A 20369-nucleotide genomic window follows, 5' to 3' on the forward strand; every position below is an offset into this window, starting at 1 on the left:
GGAGTATGGCACTTTACAACAAAGTGGCTGGCATTTGTGCAGGGATTTGGAACTTTTGTCTAACTAACTGATAATCATACCAGAACAACTCTATTTTATAAATAGACAAGTATCCTTGCTGGTCTTGGGTTCCTCAAATTTTATAATTAGTGGGAGTTTTTCCTAAATGCTTTTTAAATGTAGATATAAATGAGCTTACATTTTCATAGCCTAAATCAAATGAAATTTCTTTCACGCTCTTTCCTTCTTCTAATTGTTTAATGGCCTCCATTAGTTTCATTTTTATTCTCCAGTCCCCAAAACTCATCCCCAATTCTTTACTAAAAAGTCTGGAAAGGGTTCTGGGGCTTACATTTATTTTATCCGCAAAATATGCTAAATTATGCCTGCAGGATAAGTCATTTAACAAGGCATCTGTTACTATTTTAATCCGTTTGTTCTGGCTCGTAGGAAGAAAAGTTGTAGTCGGTTTTAGCATTGAGATTTCATCCAATAACACTTCTACAACTCTACTTTGTTGGACGCTAAATCGCCTGGGATTATGAAAAGATATTACTTTATGTAAGAGGCTTTTAAAAAAATCAGGGGTATCAAAAGCAAAGCTGTTTTTGGGCAAATGACTAAGTTTGGAAGCATCAATAAAAACTGAAATGATGTTGACATGATGTGGAAAATAAACCTGATGTTCCTCAAAACTGGAAATCCAAACACTTTGAGAAGGATTTACAATCCAGATCTGCTCTTTGGTTACCACTTCCATGATTCCTCTGTCACAAGAAATGATTTGTGCTCTTGGGTGCTTGTGTAAGTTTGCACATTGCGCATTTTGAAGAGTTTCGGAATAGGTGGTGATAGGACGTAGTTTATTTACCTCAAAACCATAATCTATATTGATTTTTGTCTTGTAATCCTTATTCATTGTCCAAATACCGTGATCCAGGCCAGGTAATTATTTTGATTTTTGTAGAAAATAAAAACACAATAGTATGGATCAGAAAAAGCATAATGAAAAAATTGTAGCACAATTTTCAAAACAGGCCAGTGGTTATACTTCATTGCCTTCCCATAGTGAAGCACTTGAACGATTGCTTCAATTGTCATCAGTCCAGCAAGACGATAATGTGCTCGATATTGCCTGCGGCTCAGGTATAGTTTCTTGTGAATTTGCAAAAATAGCCAGGCATGTTACAGGAATTGATATGACCGTAAAAATGATTGATGAAGCCAGAAAGTTGCAAGTAAAGAAAGGTCTTCAGAAAATTTCCTGGGAGATTGGGGACGTTACAGATTTGCCCTATGCGGATAACCACTTTTCAATTGTAGTTTCAAGATTTGGATTCCATCATTTCTTGAATCCATTTCAGGTATTATCAGAAATGAAGAGGGTTTGTAAACCAAAAGGAGTGGTCATGGTGGTGGATGTGTCATTACCTGATACCAAAATTGAAAAATTTAATGAGATGGAAAAAAACAGAGATAATTCTCATGTGGCAGCACTTTCCTACACAGCATTTCAAAAACTTTTCAAAAAAGCTGGATTTAGTCAAGTGCAGCAAGACGAATACGTTATGCAGATTGGATTTGATGAGCAGTTAGCAGCCTCTTTCCCTACAAATATTGAAGCTTTGCGTAAGATGATACTTCAGGATGTAGGTAAGGATGAACTTGGGGTAAATGTTACCAAAATCAATGAAAAGGTTTATTTGAATTATCCCATTCATATATTTTGTGCCAGGAAGTCTTAATCCTGGCTTCACTTTTCCCAGAAATATTGAGTTTAAAGTACCATGAATTAAAGTCATTTCCTTTTAAGTCATTAGCCATTCTAAAAAATCATTTTCGGGTAAATATGTCAGGAGAATAAAACTTTGATTAATTACTATTGAATTGTAGCCTTATACTTGTCAATTAAAGTACTTATGTTAAATTTAAGAATACTGCCTTAAAATAAGTAACTATCAAATTTTAATTGACTTTTTATTAGTGGCTACGCTCCATGAAATGGTTTCAAAACGGTAACATTATTCTCCTGATTTTTCTTCATCTTATTTTTTTACAAAGCAAGGGACAGCAAAGTGATGAATTTCAACAACATCTAATTTTTTTACAACAACTGGATAATCCTGAGGAAATTCCTGAATTTTTTCATCAAATTCGGCTAAACTGGAAAAACCTCTCCCTGGATACATTGTCATATCAGGCCAATCAATTGATTTCCCATTGTAAAGAAGATCCTTTAAAGGAAATTTGGGCACATCGAATTTATGCCATTGCCCTGAGTGATGACCAGAAAGAGTTTACCATGGCGATGGAACAGTATAATCAACTTTTGGAAAAAAGCAGGTTATTTGGTAATGATTTCTTATATGCGGAAGCTTTGGTGATTACGGGTCAGTTTTATGATTCCAATCTTTTGTATGAAAAAGCCCTGAAATTTTATTACCAAACCATAGAGTTCGCCATTTATAAACAAGGGTTGAATAAATTGGTCAGCCAAAGTTTCCATTTAGCAGGCTCGCTCAATTATAAAGTATATAATTATCGCCAGAGTATTGATGACTTTAATTCCTTTATAGAAATTATGCTTAAAGAGGATCAGGTCACTTCATTGGACAGGTTCGAATTAATGAATGCATACAATACCATTGGTTTAGCCTACAAACTATTAAATGAATATGAAAAGGCTATTGAGGAATTTAATAAAAGCCTGGAAGTAGCTATCGAGACTGAAAATAATTTTTGGATAGGCCTTATTCATGGCAATATCGGTTTAACTTATTTAAAATTAAAAAAATATGACCTGGCAGAATCTTTCCTATTAATGCAATTAGAAAACAGAACCCAGGCTCAACAAATTGGAGGAGATGTTTACCTTGATTTAATAGATTTATATTTGGAGTTGGACAACATGAAAATGGTTGAAACCTACTTTGATTCATTAAACCATCTAAATGTGGAATGGGATTTACCCTATACATTTAGGAAATTGAGACAAGAAGGTGAAATTTTTTTTAAGAAAGCAGATTATCAAAAGTCGGCATCTACCCTTTTAGAAGCCATGGAAAAAAGGGATGCCTTGTATTCCAGGGAAGAAGCGGAACGTTTATCCAGAATAAAAGCCATTTCAGAAACACTGAGATTCCAGGAGGAGGCGGAACAATTGGCCAAACAAAATTTACTTCAACAACAGGAAATTAACAACAAAAATATAGCTATTGTAACCGGAATGCTATTATTAGGCTTTTCCCTGATTATAGGGTTTATCTTATTTAGAGTTAATTCCAGGATTAAAAAACAACGCAATAAAATTCACGAACAAAGTCAGTTGCTAATAAAAAAAGGGGCTGAGATAAATAAACAAAATAAAGCGTTACAGGCTAATCAGGAGCGCTTAAATCACCAAAATAAAGAGCTTGTTAATGCCCTTAACCAATTAAAGGAAACCAAATCACAGCTGGTTCATTCCGAAAAAATGGCTTCAATTGGAGTGTTGACAGCAGGGTTGGCCCATGAATTAAATAACCCTATCAATTATATAAAATCCGGAGTTTTAGGCCTAAAAAAATCACTTGATATACTTTTACAAACCAATAAAATTTATGACACCATTGATGAAAGTAACTACAAGGAAAAACTGAGGGAGATTGAGGAATTTAAAACCCAATATCAATTTGAGAAAGTGGTGGCTTTGCTGGAAAAAATTCCGGATAACATTGTGTCAGGAACGAAGAAAACCAGTCAAATTATCAAAGGTCTGGATGCCGTTTCAAATAAAGAAAAAGGAAAAATTGAATTATATAATTTAACGGAAGGGATTGAAACCAACCTAAAACTGGTTTCAAAACGCCTCGGAAAAAACATTGAGGTAATCAAACAACTGAATTCTACTCCCAAGATTCCTTCTTATTTTAATACAATAGATCAGGTACTTCTTAATATTTTACTAAATGCTATTCAGGCTATTCCGGAAAAAGGAAAAATATGGATTACCACTGAAACGAAAGGAAAAAATGTGTTGATAGCTATAAAAGACAATGGCAGAGGGATGAATGAGGAGGTGAAAAATCAGATATTTCTTCCCTTTTATACCACAAAAGAAGTTGGTCAGGGCACTGGGTTGGGATTATATATTTCCCATGAGATTATTAAGGCCCATAAAGGCTCCATTGAAGTTATAAGCCAGAATGGGGAGGGAACTGAATTTATCATTTGCCTGCCGCTGAATGGGCAATAAGCGCTCATATAAAAGATTTACCAGGGATGGAAAAAACATGAAAACCTGGTATGGGAAGTAAGGCTAAAACTAAGTAAAACTTGGACCAAAAACCTCAAAAAAGTGTAGCCTAAAAAGTGAAAAAGGCCTATTTAAAATTGTAAAGTTAACTTCAAATAACATTGTATTTAAAATTCAGAATTAATTCAGAATTGGGTAATTTATTTGTTTGCTTAACATCAATTTATAAGGGTATAATACTGCTGGTTTAATGTGAAAAAAGGTTGGTGATTGGCAATTTTTCACATTAAATACTTAATAATGCACAGCTTTTCTTTTACCTGGCTTTTTAAAAGAGTCATAATTTTTTTTGGAATTTTAGCAATTGCCCAGTCTTGTGTAGAGCCTATCCAAGACCCTGTTCCCTCTTTTTCCAATGCTGATTTTGATCCTCAGGAGGCTACTATGGTATGCTGGAATTTCCAATATCAGGAAATCATTGGAAGTTTGGTTGCGGGGATCTCTCAAAAAGACAATATTATTTTATTTTACAATGAAAATTATCATCAAAAAAAGCAAATTGAAGCGCTATTAAGCCAGAAAAACACCAACCTGAAAAATGTAGAATTTTTCCCATTTAAGTTAAAAGGTGATAACATTTGGATCAGAGATTTCGGCCCTGCTTTTACCCAAAATCAAAAAGGAGAAATTGAAACGGTAGCCTTTGAATATCCCCATCATGAATTTACTGATTACAAAAATTTTGCTCCTTTTTTCTCCTCCAAAATGAAAATTCCTTTTTATAAAAGTGCCCTATTTAGTGTTGGGGGAGGAAGGGAGGTAAATGGAAAAGGTACAATCATCCTGATAGAGGGTTTCGAAAAAATAATTAACCCTCATCTTACTAAGGAACAAATTGAGGCTGAATACCGGAAAATATTTCATCAAACAAATTTTATCTGGTTAAAGAAAGGTATTCCTCAGGATGATTTTTTGGGTTATGGACCGATTGTAGATGATATTTATGGGTTTGGTACCAATTGGCATGTAGACGAATTTTGCAGATTTGCCAACCCCAAAACTATATTATTGGCCCAGGTAGATCCAAAGGATATGAAACGGGATAATTTTTACAAAATAATTCATGAACGACTTGAAGAAAACTTTAAAATTCTCAGTAAGGCAAGAGATCAGGATGGCAAGCCCTTTACCATCATTAGGGTTCCTCAGGCTCCGGTAATTTATGCCAATGGGAAAATAGATTCAAAACCAATAGTTTATACGCCCGTCACGAGTTATTTAAACTTTATTCTTACCAATAATTATGTGGTTATTCCTGCCTATTATCAGAAAGGTGATCCTGAATATATAAGAAGGAAAGACCAGGAAGCCAGAAAAATATTCGCTTCAGTATTTAACACCAGAGAAGTAAAAAGTATAAATTCATCAGAATTAAATTATAAAGGAGGAGGATTACATTGTATTACTTTACCCAAACCTAAAAAACGATAAGCTATTTGAAAAATAGCGCATTGAAGTTAGTCACCTACTACTAAATTTTAACAAAAAATTTTTCTACTGAACTGGTTTTTCATTTGATTATATGACTATTTTGCACGGCTTTTTGAAACAAACAAATGAAAAAAATAGAACAGGGATACCGCGTACCCAGCGCAGCGTATACCATCCCTAGAAAAGTGATCAAGGGATATATACCAATGGATAGCAATCCAAAAATTGGAGACTTACTTTATGGGCAGATTAGTACGCTCGGGCAGCATAATTCTTTGGAAAACAGTCAGGGCAGAATTCACACCATTCATCAGGGAACCCGTGCCATTTTTGTTTTTGGAAATCGGTATGCACCAGACTATTATGAGGGAATAATTCCTGAATCTGGTAATTTTGAAGCATTAGACCTTCTGGCAAGATCTGGTGTTGTAGGAAAGGTTTTATCAAAAAGTGGAAAAGTGATTTCTCCTACCAAAATTAAACCCCTGGGGTATGTTTGTGATTCAGAAGGGAAAATATTGAATACAAAACAATTCAGTATAGTAAAACCTAAAAACAGTATAAAAAAACATCCCAGAGCAAAGTTAATTCTTGCAATAGGTACTGCCATGAATTCAGGTAAAAGTGCGGCTGCAACCGCATGTGTTTATGCCTTATCGGTTCATGAAAAAGAAGTAAGAGCCTCAAAAGTAACTGGTACGGCAAGCCTGAAGGATATTCTTAGCATGAATGATGCAGGCGCAACCCACTATTCTGATTTTTCATTCTTAGGATATCCTTCCACTTATATGATTGAGGAATCTGAAGTAGTTGATATTTTCAATAAATTAGACTTGAAATATGCGAATAACAAGGATAATTATTGGGTTGTTGAATTTGCGGACGGGATCAACCAACGGGAAACAGCAATGTTATTAAGGCATCCTGATATCAGAGAAAGGATTCATAAGCTTATTTTTTGTGCTGCCGACTCCTTTGGTGCTATTGGAGGATTACAGGTACTCAAAACAAAATTTGGTTTAGTCCCTGATGCTATTTCAGGTGTATGTTCCAGTTCGCCACTTCACATTAAAGAACTAAGGGAATATACGAATATCCCTGTATTTAATAGCCTAAATATCAAGTCAGATGAGCTTTATAAAATTCTCAAAACGAAAAAGAAACATAAACCTGAATGATGATTAATTTCGGAATTGCAATTCATGGGGGCGCGGGAATTGTTTCAAAAACCAAAATGACAAAGTGGAAGGCTGAAGCTTATAGCCAGGCTTTGAAAAGAGCTTATTCAGTCGGATTCTTAACCTTAAAAAAAGGCGGTAGCGCAGTCCAGGCAGTTAAAGAGGCAATTATTATCCTGGAGGATTGTCCACTTTTCAATGCGGGAAAGGGGTCAGTATATACTAATCACGGTGATATTGAAATGGATGCAGCCATTATGGATGGGAAAAATATGATGGCTGGAGCGGTTGCAAGTGTACCATTTGTAAAAAATCCCATTGTATTGGCAGAGACTGTCATGAAAAAATCCAAACATGTGCTCATCAGTGGAACAAAGGCCCTGGAATATGCCAAAGAACAAGGATTAGTAATTAAAGAGAAAGAATATTTTGAAGAGGAAGAGCGGTATAAACAATACAAACGTGCAATAAGTAGGGATAAAGTTACCCTTGATCATGATGATGACAAATTTGGAACAGTAGGTGCAGTTGCACTGGATAAAAAGGGAAATCTTTCCGCTGGTACTTCCACGGGTGGTATGGTCAATAAAAAATATGGACGAATTGGTGACAGTCCATTAATTGGTATAGGAACCTATGCCAATAACCAGACATGTGCTATTTCATGCACGGGACATGGAGAGTATTTCATTCGATCAGTTGTAGCGCATGAAGTTTCTGCCAGAATCTTGTATAAAGGCCAAACATTGACACAGGCAAGCAAAGAAGTTATTATGGAAGAACTGCCTGGCATTGGGGGAAGAGGGGGATTAATTGGCATAGATAAACAGGGAAACATTGTGATGCCATTTAACACTAAAGGAATGTACAGGGGATTTAAAAATTCAAAAGAACAGGAATTTGTGGGGATTTTTAGTTAAAAGCTATTTGTAAGAGGCTTTTTACAAGAGACCTGAGATTAAATTATTTTATCCAGATGTGAGGATTTAATGATCATTTTTTAATTTGGATGGAGTGATTCCAAACTCTTCATGGAATTTCCGGGTAAAATAACTCGGGTTGTTAAATCCAACATCATAAGAAATTTCAGAAATTGTTTTATCTGTGTTTTCAAGGAGTTTTTTGGCAAGTTCAAAGCGGAAAAAGCGAATGTAACTGGTGATACTTTTTCCCGTCATGGTTTGTAATTTCCTGTAAATCTGGCTTTTACTTACACCCAGTTCTCTGGCAATAAATGTGGATGATAAAACTTCCGAATGAAGGTTATCTTCAATAACTTTGTTGAGTTTAATTAAGAAATTGTCATTTAACTGAGTGGTTTTGTCAATTGTCGGATTGTAAGGGCCTAATTTTACATATCGTCCCCTGAGTTTAAGTCTTAGGGCAATACATTTTTCTATGGTTATCAAAAGTTCTTCTTTATTAAAAGGTTTGGTTAGATAGGCATCTGCCCCAAGCTTTAAACCTTTCAACCGGTCTTTCATTTCGGTTTTTGCTGTCAATAGGACGATAGGAATATGGCTTGTTTTTTCATCTAGTTTTAGTTTTTCACAAACCTGAAAACCATCAGTATTTGGCATCATTACATCACAAATAACCACATCGGGAACCAATTTAATGGCTTTTTCAATTCCGGTTTTCCCATTATTAGCCGTGAATATCTTGTAGTAATTTTCAAGTTTCATGGAAAGAAAACGCCTCAGGTCTGGATTATCCTCAATGACAAGAGCAGAAAAAGCCGTTTTCTTTTTGCTTTCTAAACCATTTTGGGATGTTGATTCCTTCCCCGTTTTATCTTTTCCATTCGGGTTGACCGGCAGCTCCAATAAAGCAGGAGACACCATGATGATTTCCGCAGTGTTAGAGATGGGTATTTCCACCATAAAAGTACTGCCCTTTCCCAATGAGGAAGTTACGGTTATCCTTCCTTTCATCAGGGTAAGGAGTTCTTTGGCCAATGCAAGTCCAATTCCGCTGCCCTCATATTTTCTGGTAGAACTGTTGTCACCTTGATAAAAATGATCAAATATTTTAGGTTGTGTTTCAGGAGCTATTCCAATACCAGTATCTTCCACACTCAACATTAAAACAGCTTGTTGCTCCTGCATTCTCTTTTCGAGATGTATTTCAATGAAGCCCTCATTTGTAAATTTGATTGCATTCGATACCAGATTGTAAATGATTTGCCGAAGCTTTTCCTGGTCAAAATCCATAAGAAGTTGGTCTGGGTGTGGATCAAATGTAAGCGTCAATCCTTTGGAAGCAGCCTCATGATAAAAAGGTTCAAGTACAATTTTGATTAGTTGAATGATATCTGCCTGGACAAGATCAAGATTTAGGGCATTTGACCTGAGTTTTGAAAGGTCCAGGAGCTGATTGACCAGATTTAGCAGGGTAAGCGAATTTCTTTTGAGCAATTGGGCAAAGTTTCTGACCTGATTATCTTTTTCATACAAAAGTTCCTGACTGGTTCCCAGAATTAAGGTTAAAGGAGTGCGGAATTCGTGAGTGATGTTGGTATAAAAACGGCTTTTAAATTCATCTAATTCCAACAAACGGTTGTTTTCTGCCTTTTCCAGTTTGCGATTGAGCTGGAAGCGATAGATGAAATAGGAAATGGAAATAAAGCTAATAAGATAAATAGAATAAGCCCACCAGGTGGCCCACCAGGGAGGAAGGATGATCAGCGAAAGGGTCAATGGTTCTTTGGTCCAGACTTCATCACTGTTGGCAGCTATTACATGAAATTTGTATTTGCCAGGAGCCATATTGGTGTAAGTAACCGCATGCTGATTCCCGATCTTTCGCCAGTCAGCCTCATCGTTTTCCATAAAAACCGCATACTGATTTTTCTCCTGGCTGCCATAGTGCAGGGCCGCAAATTCTATGGTAATATCGTTTTGAAAATGTTCAAGAGTAATATGTCGGGTTAAGGAAATATGTTGGTGAAGGGGTGAATTTTCTGCAATTGGCAACTGTTCATTATCTACCTTGAAGGTCGTGAACACCACAGGAGGAGGAACTTTGTTTTTAAGGATATTCTCCGGATGAAAAGTGATAATTCCTTTATTGGAGGGTATAATTAGTGAACCATCATTGGCTTTGCAGGATTTATTTCCATTAATAATGTTTGTAGGAAGACCGTCAGATTGGTAATAGTTTTGAAAACTGTTGGAACCAGGATCGAAACAGGAAAGTCCGTTGAAAGTCCCAATCCAGATCCTTTGTTGATTGTCTTCAATGATATTAAAAGTATTGTCATGGGCCAGCCCTTCTGATGTGGTGTATTGGGTAACTTGTCTGGTTTCCAGGTTAATTTTTATTACTCCCGAAGCAGGGGAGGTAGCCCACAGATTTCCCCGGCTGTCTATGATTCTGGGTAATGCCCCTTCAAACTCAAAACTTTCAAAGGCCTCCATAGGAATCACTTCGGAATCTTCCGGGATTTCATTGCTATGGAGACAATACATGCCCTTGTCAAAAGTGCCTATCCATAAGTTTTCTTCAGGGTCCATAACCAGAGACCGAATGTGAGTGCTTAAAAAATAAAGAAAGTGAAAACCCGGGAATGTATAAGTTAGGGTTTGATTTGTTTTAGTAATATGGTAAAACAGGAAGGCTTTGTTTCCAAGCCAAAGGTTGCCCTTCTTGTCTTTTTCAATGGCAAAACAGGGGATTTTTATCTCATAAGATTGATTAAATAATTTTTTCAACAAAGTTTTATCAATTTGATCTGGCTGAAAATCTCCGTTGGAAATATCAAACTTTTCCAGGGTGAGATTAGTAGCCAGCCACAATTCTTTTTCTGAAATAGGCATGAGATCGAATATCGTTTGGGTTTTCCTATACCAGTAATCACCATTATACAGGAAATAATTCTCTTCAAAAGGAAAACTTTTAAAATGGTTTTCATCTTTGATCCAATGGTTAAGGCCATAATCTGTAGCAACCCAATACTGGTTGCCTTTCCAGGCATATATACCGTTTACCTGGTTTCCTTTAAGGCTTTTTGGATCTGCAAGGTCACTTTGGTACCATTCAAATGAGGTGCTTTGCTGGCTTACTTTAAAAATGCCATTCTGGTTACTGGCCCATATTGTACCTGATTTATCCTGATAAACTAGGTCGAAAAAAGGGTTTTGCACCACTTTATCCCCAAGGTCCAGGATGAGATTTAATTCCCGGTATTTTTTTGTATGGGGATCAAAAACCGTATAGTACGCTTTATTCTCAGGAAATAATAACAACCTGGTCCAAATTCCTCCAGATTTTGGGTGATAGAAAAAACATTTGGCAGGTGAAGCCTGAATTTTTCCTTCGGGGTAATTTTCTGGAGTACGGAAAAAAAAAGCACTTTTATCGATGTGTTGAAAATTGTTCGCACTTTGGTAGGGTTCAAGAAAATTTTCAACTTTTTTAGTTGCCCGGTTAAAGACTATAACTCCGGTTGAAAAACTACCCATTACAATAATGGAATCTAAAAAAACGATATCTGCAAATTTATTTAACCAATTATGAGTTTTGTCTGGGTATAGCTGGTAAAGTTGAGTACTTATAGGTTCAGGGTGAACCTCTACCAAGCCACGAGTAGTCGTCATCCAAATATTATTCTTATCATCTTCCCAAAAATAAAAGGGTCGACCCCCAACTTTTTCTGTAGTTTTATTTTGTTCGCTATACCAGAGAATTTCTTTTGCCTTAATACTTCTTTGTTGAAAAGTGTTAGTATCCGGAACGACCTTAAAAAAACCTCCACTATTATGGTTGCCTACCCACAAATTTCCATTAGCCTGACCATGAATACCAATAATCTGTCCCTGGCTGAGAAGGCTGTCTGTAACTTGTTGTGAAAAATTATTTTTCACCACATTGAAATGATTTTTTATAATTATAGGGGAGGGTTTGTATAAGTCTTTATTCTTAGGGCCAATGTCCAGTGGAGTCAGAATATTTCTAATCCTGTCAAATCTTGCCAGCTCCCCATTTTCTGTTCCCACCCAGATATCCCCATTTTTAGCCTCAGTTAGCGCAGTAACTACCACGGGTCTGTTCTTATCCTGTCTGAAAGAATTAACTTCAAACTGAAAAACTTCAGTGTTGATCCCGTCATATCTTACAAGCCCATTCCGGGTACCAAACCACATGTAGCCAAATTTATCCTGCAGTATAGCGGTTACCTGTGGGTTAGGTAACTTGTCAATCAATCCGGCATCCTGGAAGCGGTAAGTTTGGGCATTGATTTTAAAAATTAAACTTAAACCAACACCAAGGACTACCAAAAATCTTTTTTGGACCTGGTACATCTCAATGTTATTTAAAAGGAATGGTTTTTTTATTCAGCCTGAAGCAGTTGAAATACTTATATAAGTTAAGCACTAAATTTAATACCTGCAACATTTGTAAAAACATTTGGGATATATGTGCAAGATTTTTTAGAATGAAGTGAATATCTTGAATAGACAACCTAAAGAAAGATTTGAGGCAATATGTGGATAGAGAATACTGAAAACGGATATTTTTTCATTCAATCTGAATTTTGCCACCCTCTGTAGATTGAATCAAAATCAAAAGGTATGAACCACGCTTAATTGTGTCTTTTGTTTAATAATTTAAAAAGTTACAACTCATGAAAAAACTCATCTTTACCTGCATCTTTCTTATATTTGGTTTGTCCTTACAAGCTCAATTTCTTTCTGGCAATGTGGTAGTCGATAGTATTTATTCGACCTTATTGGGAAATTCTGGTGGAGAACATCCAACCCGAAAGATTTCCGTTTACCTTCCACCCGGATATTATGAAACTAATGAAAGATATCCAGTGATTTATTTCCTTCATGGGTTTACACTAGATAATCAAACCATGTTTGCCTGGGCTGACCTGGAGACCAAGCTAAATGTAGCGATAAATACTAAAAAAATTCGTCCGGTCATTCTGGTTGTTTCGGATCAAAATACTACTTACAGAGGGAGTTTTTATACAAACTCTTCTTTAACAGGCAAATGGGCTGATTTTACGGCTACTGATGTGGTAAAGTATGTAGATCAAAATTTCCGGACACTTTCCCAAAGAGAAAGCCGTGGGGTAGCTGGTCATTCAATGGGTGGACATGGAGCAATAAAAATGGGGATGTTATACCCAGAAGTTTTTTCAAGTGTTTATGCCCATTCACCAGCAGTACTTGGCCTGGCTAAAGAATTAGGACCAAAGGGAATCGGTTATCGCAGAGCACCGATGATTACATCACATGAAGAACTGGTAGATGGATTTAAAGAATTCCATCCGAATGTTGTGGTGGCATTGGGAAGAGCATTTTCACCAAACCCTGAAAAGCCTCCATTTTATGCTGATTTGCCTTATGAATATCAGGACGATGAATTGATTGTAAATGAAGAAGTATTAGAATTGTGGATGGCAAACTGTCCTATTGAAATGCTGGATGAATATGCTTCGAATTTGGAAAAACTTAAGGCATTTAAATTGGATTGGGGAAGAAACGAAGAACACTTACACATTCCATTTACTTGCCGAATATTTAGTGAAAAGATGGAAATTATGGGTATAGACCATTTTGCTGAAGAATATTTAGGTACCCACTCAAATAGGATTAATTCAGAGGAAGGCAGGATTTTACACCAAATGTTACCTTTTTTCAACCGCTTCCTAAGTTTTGAAGAAGAGGTTAAATAATTTTTCAACCACATTAAAATCCTGGTTTACGATATTGTAGGCCGAATATTGTTAACAAATTTAAACTGAGTTCCTGGCTTTTTGGGTATAGCATTTTTTAGACCTACTTTGAAAATTATGTATTGTAATCCTTAATTAATCTAAATCTCGGTCTAAAACCATATCTAAAAAGATGTGGTTTTTTTTTGATTCATCCTCATAATCGGCTAAATTTTTAATGTGTAATAATTCCTCTGCAGAATGTTATATTTCTTTAAGTGAAATCATGATTGGGCCAGCCTAAAAACTTAAAGAACCATACCTCAAATAAAAGTCAGTTTTATGAAAAATAATGGAAAGGGAATATAAAAGATTAGGGCTTGTACTTCTATTTACCTTATTACCCCTGATGATAATTGGGTTCATGAAAACGTATTTAGGGCAATTCCCAAATTTTGAAGAAAATCTAGGAGTAACGATACACTTTCATTTTACCATTTCTGTCCTGTGGATATCGCTATTCATTATCCAACCAATGCTTATCAAAAAACAAGCATATCAAACGCATAAAGTCTTTGGTAAAGCATCTTATTTTTTATTCATTCTTATTCTTATCTCATTTATTCCATTGTTTAGCAAGCAATTGGCATTTAACTATCTGCCACTGGTAATTTTAACTGCTTCAGATATAGTTGGAGTAATTCTTTTTTATGCCTTAAGCATTTACAATCGAAAAAAAGTTGGATTTCATATGCGTTATATGATCATACTTTCATTGGTATTTGCAATGCCTGCCATAGGCAGAATATTTTCACATTGGTTAGAATTTTCCTTTATTGAAAATATGACTGCCGGACTTTTGGTTGAAATCCTAATACTTTCTGGATTAATAATCAAGGATAATCTAAATAGTAAAAATTATTTTCCCTATGCATTGGGTTTAACTTTTTTTGCGATAAGGCATTTACTGATTTATGTGGCACATGCTAACATTTAGGTCTGGATGATTATAAAATAAATAAAACAGATGTAGCTGTAAAACACTTGATAATCAGTATTTTAAAACCAAATAATTAAAGCGTTTATTTAAAACTATATCACTATAAACTTTAATGAGATTTTCAATCCCCATTAGAATTCATTTGCTTACACTCAGTTGAGAATTTTATTTTGAGTGCCTTTAATTAATATATACCGGATCAAGCGGTTGAATTTCATTGATTTCAGCTGTTTCAATTGTATTTACAATATCATCACACAAAATAAATTCGATTCCATAATCAAACAATTGTTTGATGTCCTCAGGTGAATCTGTACGTACATAATTTATCCTGATACCTTTTGCTTTTAAACTTTTTGAATATTGTATCAAATCTGAAGTAATTTCCCCGGGAATCTGGATAAAATCAAAGTCTCCTGCTATGGTCTCCTCTACATATTGTTGGATGGTTTTTCTTCGGTCCATGTTACAGATCATAATATCAGGCGTGATGCGTTTGGCAGCAGTTGCTGATTTAGCCCCTACAGCCAAAAAAGCCTGGTGTAATCGTTTTTGTTCCATTAATACTTTAGTTGCCAACACTGCAATCTCCGCATCTCCCTTTATATGCACATTGATCCAAATATTTTGTGGCATCACTTCCAGAGCCTCTAAAAAAGTAGGAATCTTTATCCCTGCATATTCTGGAGATTTCCAGCTTCCTGCATCTAACTTCTTAAGTTCTTTAAGCGTATAATTTTCCACCTTTCCCGTACCATTTGTGGTTCGATTGATAGTGGCATCGTGCATTAATACCAGGTGTTTATCCTTTGTCAACTGCACATCAAATTCAATCATATGAGCACCTGCTTGTATAGCGGCTTCAAAGGCTGGAATGGTATTTTCCGGATGTGTTTCTAAAGCTCCCCGGTGTGCACAAAATCCTCTTAAGGGTAGATCAAATTTATCATTATTTTGCCCTGTAGCCTCTAATAAACCGGTTAAAAGCAAGAAAAATATAACTGTTGTTTTAATTTGAATTAAAGTTTTTTTCATTGTTAGTTTTTGGGATTTTAATTGATCCCCTATGTATCGAATAGTGTTAAAAAATAAATTAGGGAAGCATTGATTCAAGTCTTGAAATTAATAAAAAGACTACTCCACCAAATCTGTAAAATTAACCAGTTATGGCTCTGCTCCCACGGCAAATATGGAGAGAAATACCCATATATCCACAAAAGTAAGGAATAGAATACTTGTAATATTTTTCTTGATCTAAACCTGAAAATCCATCAGTTTTCCTTGAAAATTTTATTAAATAAAACAGCTTTAGATTCTTGCCTAAGATCAGATAATGGAATAGTCTGTTTTTTCCCTTTTTCAGTATTTAATTAGGATAGCCTTCAATTTTAAATAATCTTCATCCAATTGAAAATGAATAAACAAAAAAGGTTTACATTCAAAAAACTACTACAGGTACATATTGCGCTTATCCTTGCATTGCATATCCTTTCTCCTGTTTTCGCACAAAAAGATGAAAGTATATTTAAAGCTGGTGCAGTAAAACGGGTGATTACTCCTGATCCCTTATTACCCGTTTCCGGAGGAGTTGGAACCCCTAAACCGGTAAAAGAAAAGAATGGCGATTTGTATGTCAGGGTGATGGTGCTGGAAAAAGGAGAAACCAGGATAGCTATTGTTGGTATTGATAATCTGGGATGGCCGGCTGCCCTGGGAGATAAATCCAGAAAACTGGTTAAGGGAATTCCTCCCGAAAATATTCTTATTGGTGCTACACATACGCACAGTGCACCAGATGCTTATGGATTCCCCAATGAAAAAGGAGAGGTTTTGGCAGACTTTGATTACCTGAATTGGTGTGTTGGTCAAATTGCAGATGCAATAAATGAGGCGGTGGAAAACCTTGAACCAGCAGAATTGAAAATTGCTGTAGGAGAGGCAAAAGGTAAAATTGCCTACAATTACTATGCGCCTCAATTATATGATTCTAGATGCGGTGTGATCCAGGCTATTGGCACTTCAGGATTGAATAAGGGTAAAGTACTTTCAACCTTAGTGAATTACGCCATACATCCTGAAGTAATTGGATCAAAAAGGGAAATCCTTTCCCCTGATCTTTGTGGACCTTTGTACAATCGGATAGAAGAAAAAGCGGGAGGAATTGCGGTTTTTATGAATGGTGCTCAGGGGGGGATGGTGACTGCGGATAATCGTTTGCCTGAAGGTAAAGAAGCCAATGACTGGAATGAGTGCAAACGGATAGGAGAATTACTGGCAGATCAGGCACTTTCCATTATAAAAGATGCAGAAGTTCAAAAAGAACTTGATTTATTTTGTGCTGCAAAAACGGTGGAATTTCCCATAGAATCCGAATTAATGCGGATGATCATTGACAAATCGCCCTTAAGTGCCAGTGTTGGCAATAATTACCTGATTAAAACCCAGGTTAACCTTTTGAATATTGGTACGGCACAGGTTTTAACCATTCCCGGGGAGGCACTTCCCAATATAGGATATTACCTGAAACGAAAAATGCACACCCAACAACCCTTTTTATTTGGCCTGACCAATGATGCCTTAGGTTATATCTTAACTAAGGAAGATTTTAATAGTTTTAAAAGATATGAATATGTTTCCAGAACAAGTCTGGGTGAAAGCACAGGAGAAATTCTTGTAGAAAAGAGCTTGGAATTTATCAATGAAAGTCCGAGTGCTTCAGGTTTTTTGATGGCAGGAAAAAAATAGCATGGCTATATTGAAATTTAAACTCTTCATTAGAATTTTTCTGTGTGCCAGCTTGGTATTAGGAATGGCATGTACTTCCAAAAAGGAATTCCCGGTCAGCAAATTTTATGAATATGACTTTAACCTACCCCTTCAGGAATCTGTGGATCTCATTTCAGATTCCACTGATGTTAATCTATATGCCATAAAATTCACAAGTGCTCACAACAAGAGAGTTTCTGGCCTTTTCACTGTTCCGAAAAATTATGGCAACAACCTGCCGGTAATTATTTTGCTACATGGTTTAGGAGACCGGAAAACAGTGGATTACATTGAAGCCGGACATCAACTCTTTATTGATAGTGGATATGCAGTGCTGAGAATTGACATTGCCAACCACGGAGAACGTCAGGAAAATGATTACGAATTTGACCTTAAAAAGGGATATAAGTACTGGACCCGGGATATTATCACACAGACTGTTTTTGACCTGAGGAGATCGCTTGATTTTCTTCAAACCCGGGGTGAGATTGATCCTAAAAGGATAGGATATTTTGGGATAAGCCTTGGGGGAATTATCGGAACTATTTTTTGTGGGGTAGATAATCGGGTAAAAGTACCTGTGATTGCACTTGCAGGTGGAAACCTGAGTTTAATGTTGGGTCTGGATGCCTTTACAGAAGAGACCAAAAACTTCTTTAGTATCATTGATCCTGTGAATTATGTTGATCAAATTGCCCCCAGACCTTTGCTAATGATCAATGCTGAAAATGATGAAGTGATTGATCCTCTCACCAGTAAGTTACTTTTCCAGGCGGCAGAAGAACCTAAAAAGATTATCTGGTATTCATCAAAGCATCGTGACTTGCCCGTAGAAAAGGCTTATACAGCAGGTATTTCCTGGTTTCAAAAACATTTATAACCTAAAGGACAAATTGATCACAAACCGAAATAAATTTAAAAAACGACTACTCATAAGCCTGAGCGCTCTTTTGCTTTTATTGGCCATTACAGGATATTTATTTTTTGTTTATCCATTTTGGGGATTTCCATTAAATGCAAAGAGACATGGAAATCCGCCCCTTACACCCGCATGGGCTTTGGAATGCTGGCTTTGGGAAGATGATGTCAATACAGCAGCTTTTGTAGATGAATTGTTAGTCGGTTACCGCAAACATGATATTCCTGTAAGAACCATTATTTTGGATAGCCCCTGGAGTTACAGATACAATGATTTTAATATGGATACCACCCGATATCCAAACCCCGAGCAATGGTTTTTACAGCTTCAGGAAAAGGGATACCGGGTTGTTATGTGGATGACAAACATGGTCAATAATTACAACAAAGACCTGGATTTAAAGGATTCACAGGAATGGTATGATGAAGCAAAAGATAAGGGATATCTTGTAGGTAATGGACCAGCGAATAAATGGTGGAAAGGAACCGGAGGGTTTATTGATTATACCAACCCTGAAGCAATGAAATGGTGGAGGAGTCTTCAAAATCAGGTTTTTGCCCTGGGCATTGATGGCTGGAAACTGGATGGAACTGCTACCCTTTTCTGGAGTGAAATAGGATCAATTCCTCTTTTTTATAAAAAGTCAAAGTCAGGTCTGATGACAACTCGCACTTATATGGATCACTATTACCGGGATGAATTAGCATATGGCTTGTCCAAAAATCCTGAGTTTACCACACTTTCAAGAGCTATTGACAGAGGTTACCATCCCGAAGGTTTTGCCCCAATCGATGCGGCTCCGGTCACCTGGGTTGGAGATCAGGAACATAAATGGATTTCCAAAGAATTGTTGGAAGAAAATAATCAGGAAAAAATTGATATTGCGCTGGAGGGTATTCAGGGGTTTGAGTCTGCGATTGAAAGTATTCTTAAAAGTGCCAAATTGGGTTATAATATTATTGGTTCTGATGTGGCAGGTTTCTCGGGTAAAACCATCCCACCGAGGTTATATATCCGCTGGGCTCAGTTTTCCGCTTTTTGTGGCTTATTTATGAATGGAGGCCATGGTGAAAGGAGATTGTGGAAAAGAAGCCCTGAAGAATTGGAAATTATCAGAACTTATTCCTGGCTTCATTCAGAGCTTGTTCCTTACATGTACCACTATGTAGTGACTGCCCACCAGGGAGGAAAACGATTACAACAGCCATTAGGAAAGGGAAAATACCATTATATGTTTGGAGAAGCTTTATTAATTGCTCCAATTTATAAAGATGAACTTATAAATAAAATCCATTTACCTAAAGGCAAATGGCGATATTGGTTTGATGATAAACAAATCATCAATGGAGATACAACTTTTGAAAAGGAATTCACACTTCGTGAATATCCGGTATTTATCAAAGAAGGCGCAATAATTCCTATGGATATTAAAAGAGCTTATACTGAAATTGGTTCTAAAAATGATGAAGGGTTGATGACTTTTTTGATATACCCTTTTTCCGGGAAAAATACTTTTGAAATATATAAGGAAAATAAACCGGGCACTACCTTATCCTATGAAAAAAATGCGCAAGAACTAATGATTCAGTTAAAAGGAGAAAAACTTCCCCACATTTTAAAAATTGCCTTAGAAAAGTCACCCAAAAAAGTAGTGCTTGATGGGCAAGAACTTTTGGAAGGTATTTCTTATACTTATGATTACACCAATAAAAAACTAGAAGTAAGAACAGAGCATTATAACGAGGGGCTTTATTCGATTACTTTTTAAGCACCCGTGCTCCACACCGGGTACTCCATACCGGGTACTATTATTTCAGAGGAATTAATCTCTCTATCAGTCTTTTATGGCAAAAAATTCACGATTAATTTTGAATTACTACTTAACTTAAAGTTCCCGCTGGTTCATCCTTATTGATACATAAAAGAGATTGAAATGAGTGATAAACCGAGTTAACCTAAAGGATGTGTTTTTAATAATTTTATCCATAAATTAGAGGTCTGAAAGCCAATAAGCACAACTGCATATTATGATCGATGCTGACCCACCAGAATTTTTATATTGATCCACCATAATTATGATATTGACCCATCTATAGGATTGAATTAGTGACGGG

Annotated in this window: 13 protein-coding genes; 10 read left to right on the forward strand and 3 right to left on the reverse strand. The window is 36.2% G+C overall.

All coding sequences use genetic code 11. The features are described 5' to 3' along the window. Positions 1-133: 133 nt before the first annotated feature. On the reverse strand, positions 134-919 hold the full coding sequence (locus A3EM_RS0132815; RefSeq protein ID WP_020532507.1) for an AraC family transcriptional regulator: 786 nt from the start codon (positions 917-919) through the stop codon (positions 134-136). Positions 920-986: 67 nt separating this feature from the next. Here A3EM_RS0132815 and A3EM_RS0132820 point away from each other — a divergent pair, with 67 nt between their 5' ends. From A3EM_RS0132820 to A3EM_RS0132840, 5 genes are all read left to right on the forward strand, one after another. After that, on the forward strand, positions 987-1745 hold the full coding sequence (locus A3EM_RS0132820) for a class I SAM-dependent methyltransferase (RefSeq protein ID WP_020532508.1): 759 nt from the start codon (positions 987-989) through the stop codon (positions 1743-1745). A gap of 251 nt (positions 1746-1996) precedes the next feature. Continuing rightward, positions 1997-4234 (forward strand): tetratricopeptide repeat-containing sensor histidine kinase, encoded by a 2238-nt coding sequence (locus tag A3EM_RS0132825; protein WP_020532509.1) that lies wholly within the window; start codon positions 1997-1999, stop codon positions 4232-4234. 300 nt (positions 4235-4534) lie between these two features. Beyond that, positions 4535-5725 (forward strand): agmatine deiminase family protein, encoded by a 1191-nt coding sequence (locus tag A3EM_RS0132830; RefSeq protein WP_020532510.1) that lies wholly within the window; start codon positions 4535-4537, stop codon positions 5723-5725. Positions 5726-5850: 125 nt separating this feature from the next. After that, positions 5851-6903, forward strand: coding sequence for a hypothetical protein (locus A3EM_RS0132835; protein WP_020532511.1), 1053 nt, complete (start codon positions 5851-5853; stop codon positions 6901-6903). Further along, positions 6900-7823 carry an isoaspartyl peptidase/L-asparaginase family protein gene (locus A3EM_RS0132840; protein WP_020532512.1) on the forward strand — a complete coding sequence of 308 codons (924 nt, stop codon included), beginning with the start codon at positions 6900-6902 and terminating at the stop codon, positions 7821-7823. The genes A3EM_RS0132835 and A3EM_RS0132840 overlap by 4 nt, the downstream gene beginning before the upstream one ends. Before the next feature lie 66 nt (positions 7824-7889). Here A3EM_RS0132840 and A3EM_RS0132845 read toward each other — a convergent pair whose 3' ends face one another. Then, entirely contained in the window at positions 7890-12206 is a 4317-nt protein-coding gene (locus tag A3EM_RS0132845; RefSeq protein ID WP_020532513.1) for a hybrid sensor histidine kinase/response regulator transcription factor, read from the reverse strand. A gap of 323 nt (positions 12207-12529) precedes the next feature. Between A3EM_RS0132845 and A3EM_RS0132850 the strand changes: the two genes are divergently transcribed. Together A3EM_RS0132850 and A3EM_RS0132855 are read left to right on the forward strand one after the other, a co-directional pair. After that, entirely contained in the window at positions 12530-13591 is a 1062-nt protein-coding gene (locus tag A3EM_RS0132850) for an alpha/beta hydrolase (RefSeq protein ID WP_020532514.1), read from the forward strand. A 403-nt stretch (positions 13592-13994) separates the two neighbouring features. Further along, positions 13995-14567: a hypothetical protein gene (locus tag A3EM_RS0132855; RefSeq protein WP_157638206.1), complete on the forward strand. Its 573-nt coding sequence runs from the start codon at positions 13995-13997 to the stop codon at positions 14565-14567. A gap of 183 nt (positions 14568-14750) precedes the next feature. On the opposite strand, the gene A3EM_RS46545 is transcribed toward A3EM_RS0132855, so the two are convergent. Continuing rightward, positions 14751-15605, reverse strand: coding sequence for a glycerophosphodiester phosphodiesterase (locus A3EM_RS46545; protein WP_020532516.1), 855 nt, complete (start codon positions 15603-15605; stop codon positions 14751-14753). A 378-nt stretch (positions 15606-15983) separates the two neighbouring features. On the opposite strand from A3EM_RS46545, the gene A3EM_RS0132865 reads away from it, so the two are divergent. From A3EM_RS0132865 to A3EM_RS0132875, 3 genes are read left to right on the forward strand one after another with little or no spacing between them, the layout of a single operon-like run. Further along, positions 15984-17315 carry a hypothetical protein gene (locus A3EM_RS0132865; RefSeq protein WP_020532517.1) on the forward strand — a complete coding sequence of 444 codons (1332 nt, stop codon included), beginning with the start codon at positions 15984-15986 and terminating at the stop codon, positions 17313-17315. A gap of 1 nt (position 17316) precedes the next feature. Then, on the forward strand, positions 17317-18216 hold the full coding sequence (locus A3EM_RS0132870; RefSeq protein WP_020532518.1) for an alpha/beta hydrolase family protein: 900 nt from the start codon (positions 17317-17319) through the stop codon (positions 18214-18216). A 13-nt stretch (positions 18217-18229) separates the two neighbouring features. Beyond that, the gene (locus tag A3EM_RS0132875) at positions 18230-20023 is read left to right on the forward strand and encodes a TIM-barrel domain-containing protein (protein WP_245576580.1); all 1794 of its coding nucleotides are present in this window, start codon (positions 18230-18232) and stop codon (positions 20021-20023) included. The last annotated feature ends 346 nt before the right edge of the window (positions 20024-20369 follow it).

Origin of the sequence: Flexithrix dorotheae DSM 6795, from assembly GCF_000379765.1 — a bacterium.
In the GTDB taxonomy this organism is placed as follows: Bacteria; Bacteroidota; Bacteroidia; order Cytophagales; family Flammeovirgaceae; genus Flexithrix; species Flexithrix dorotheae.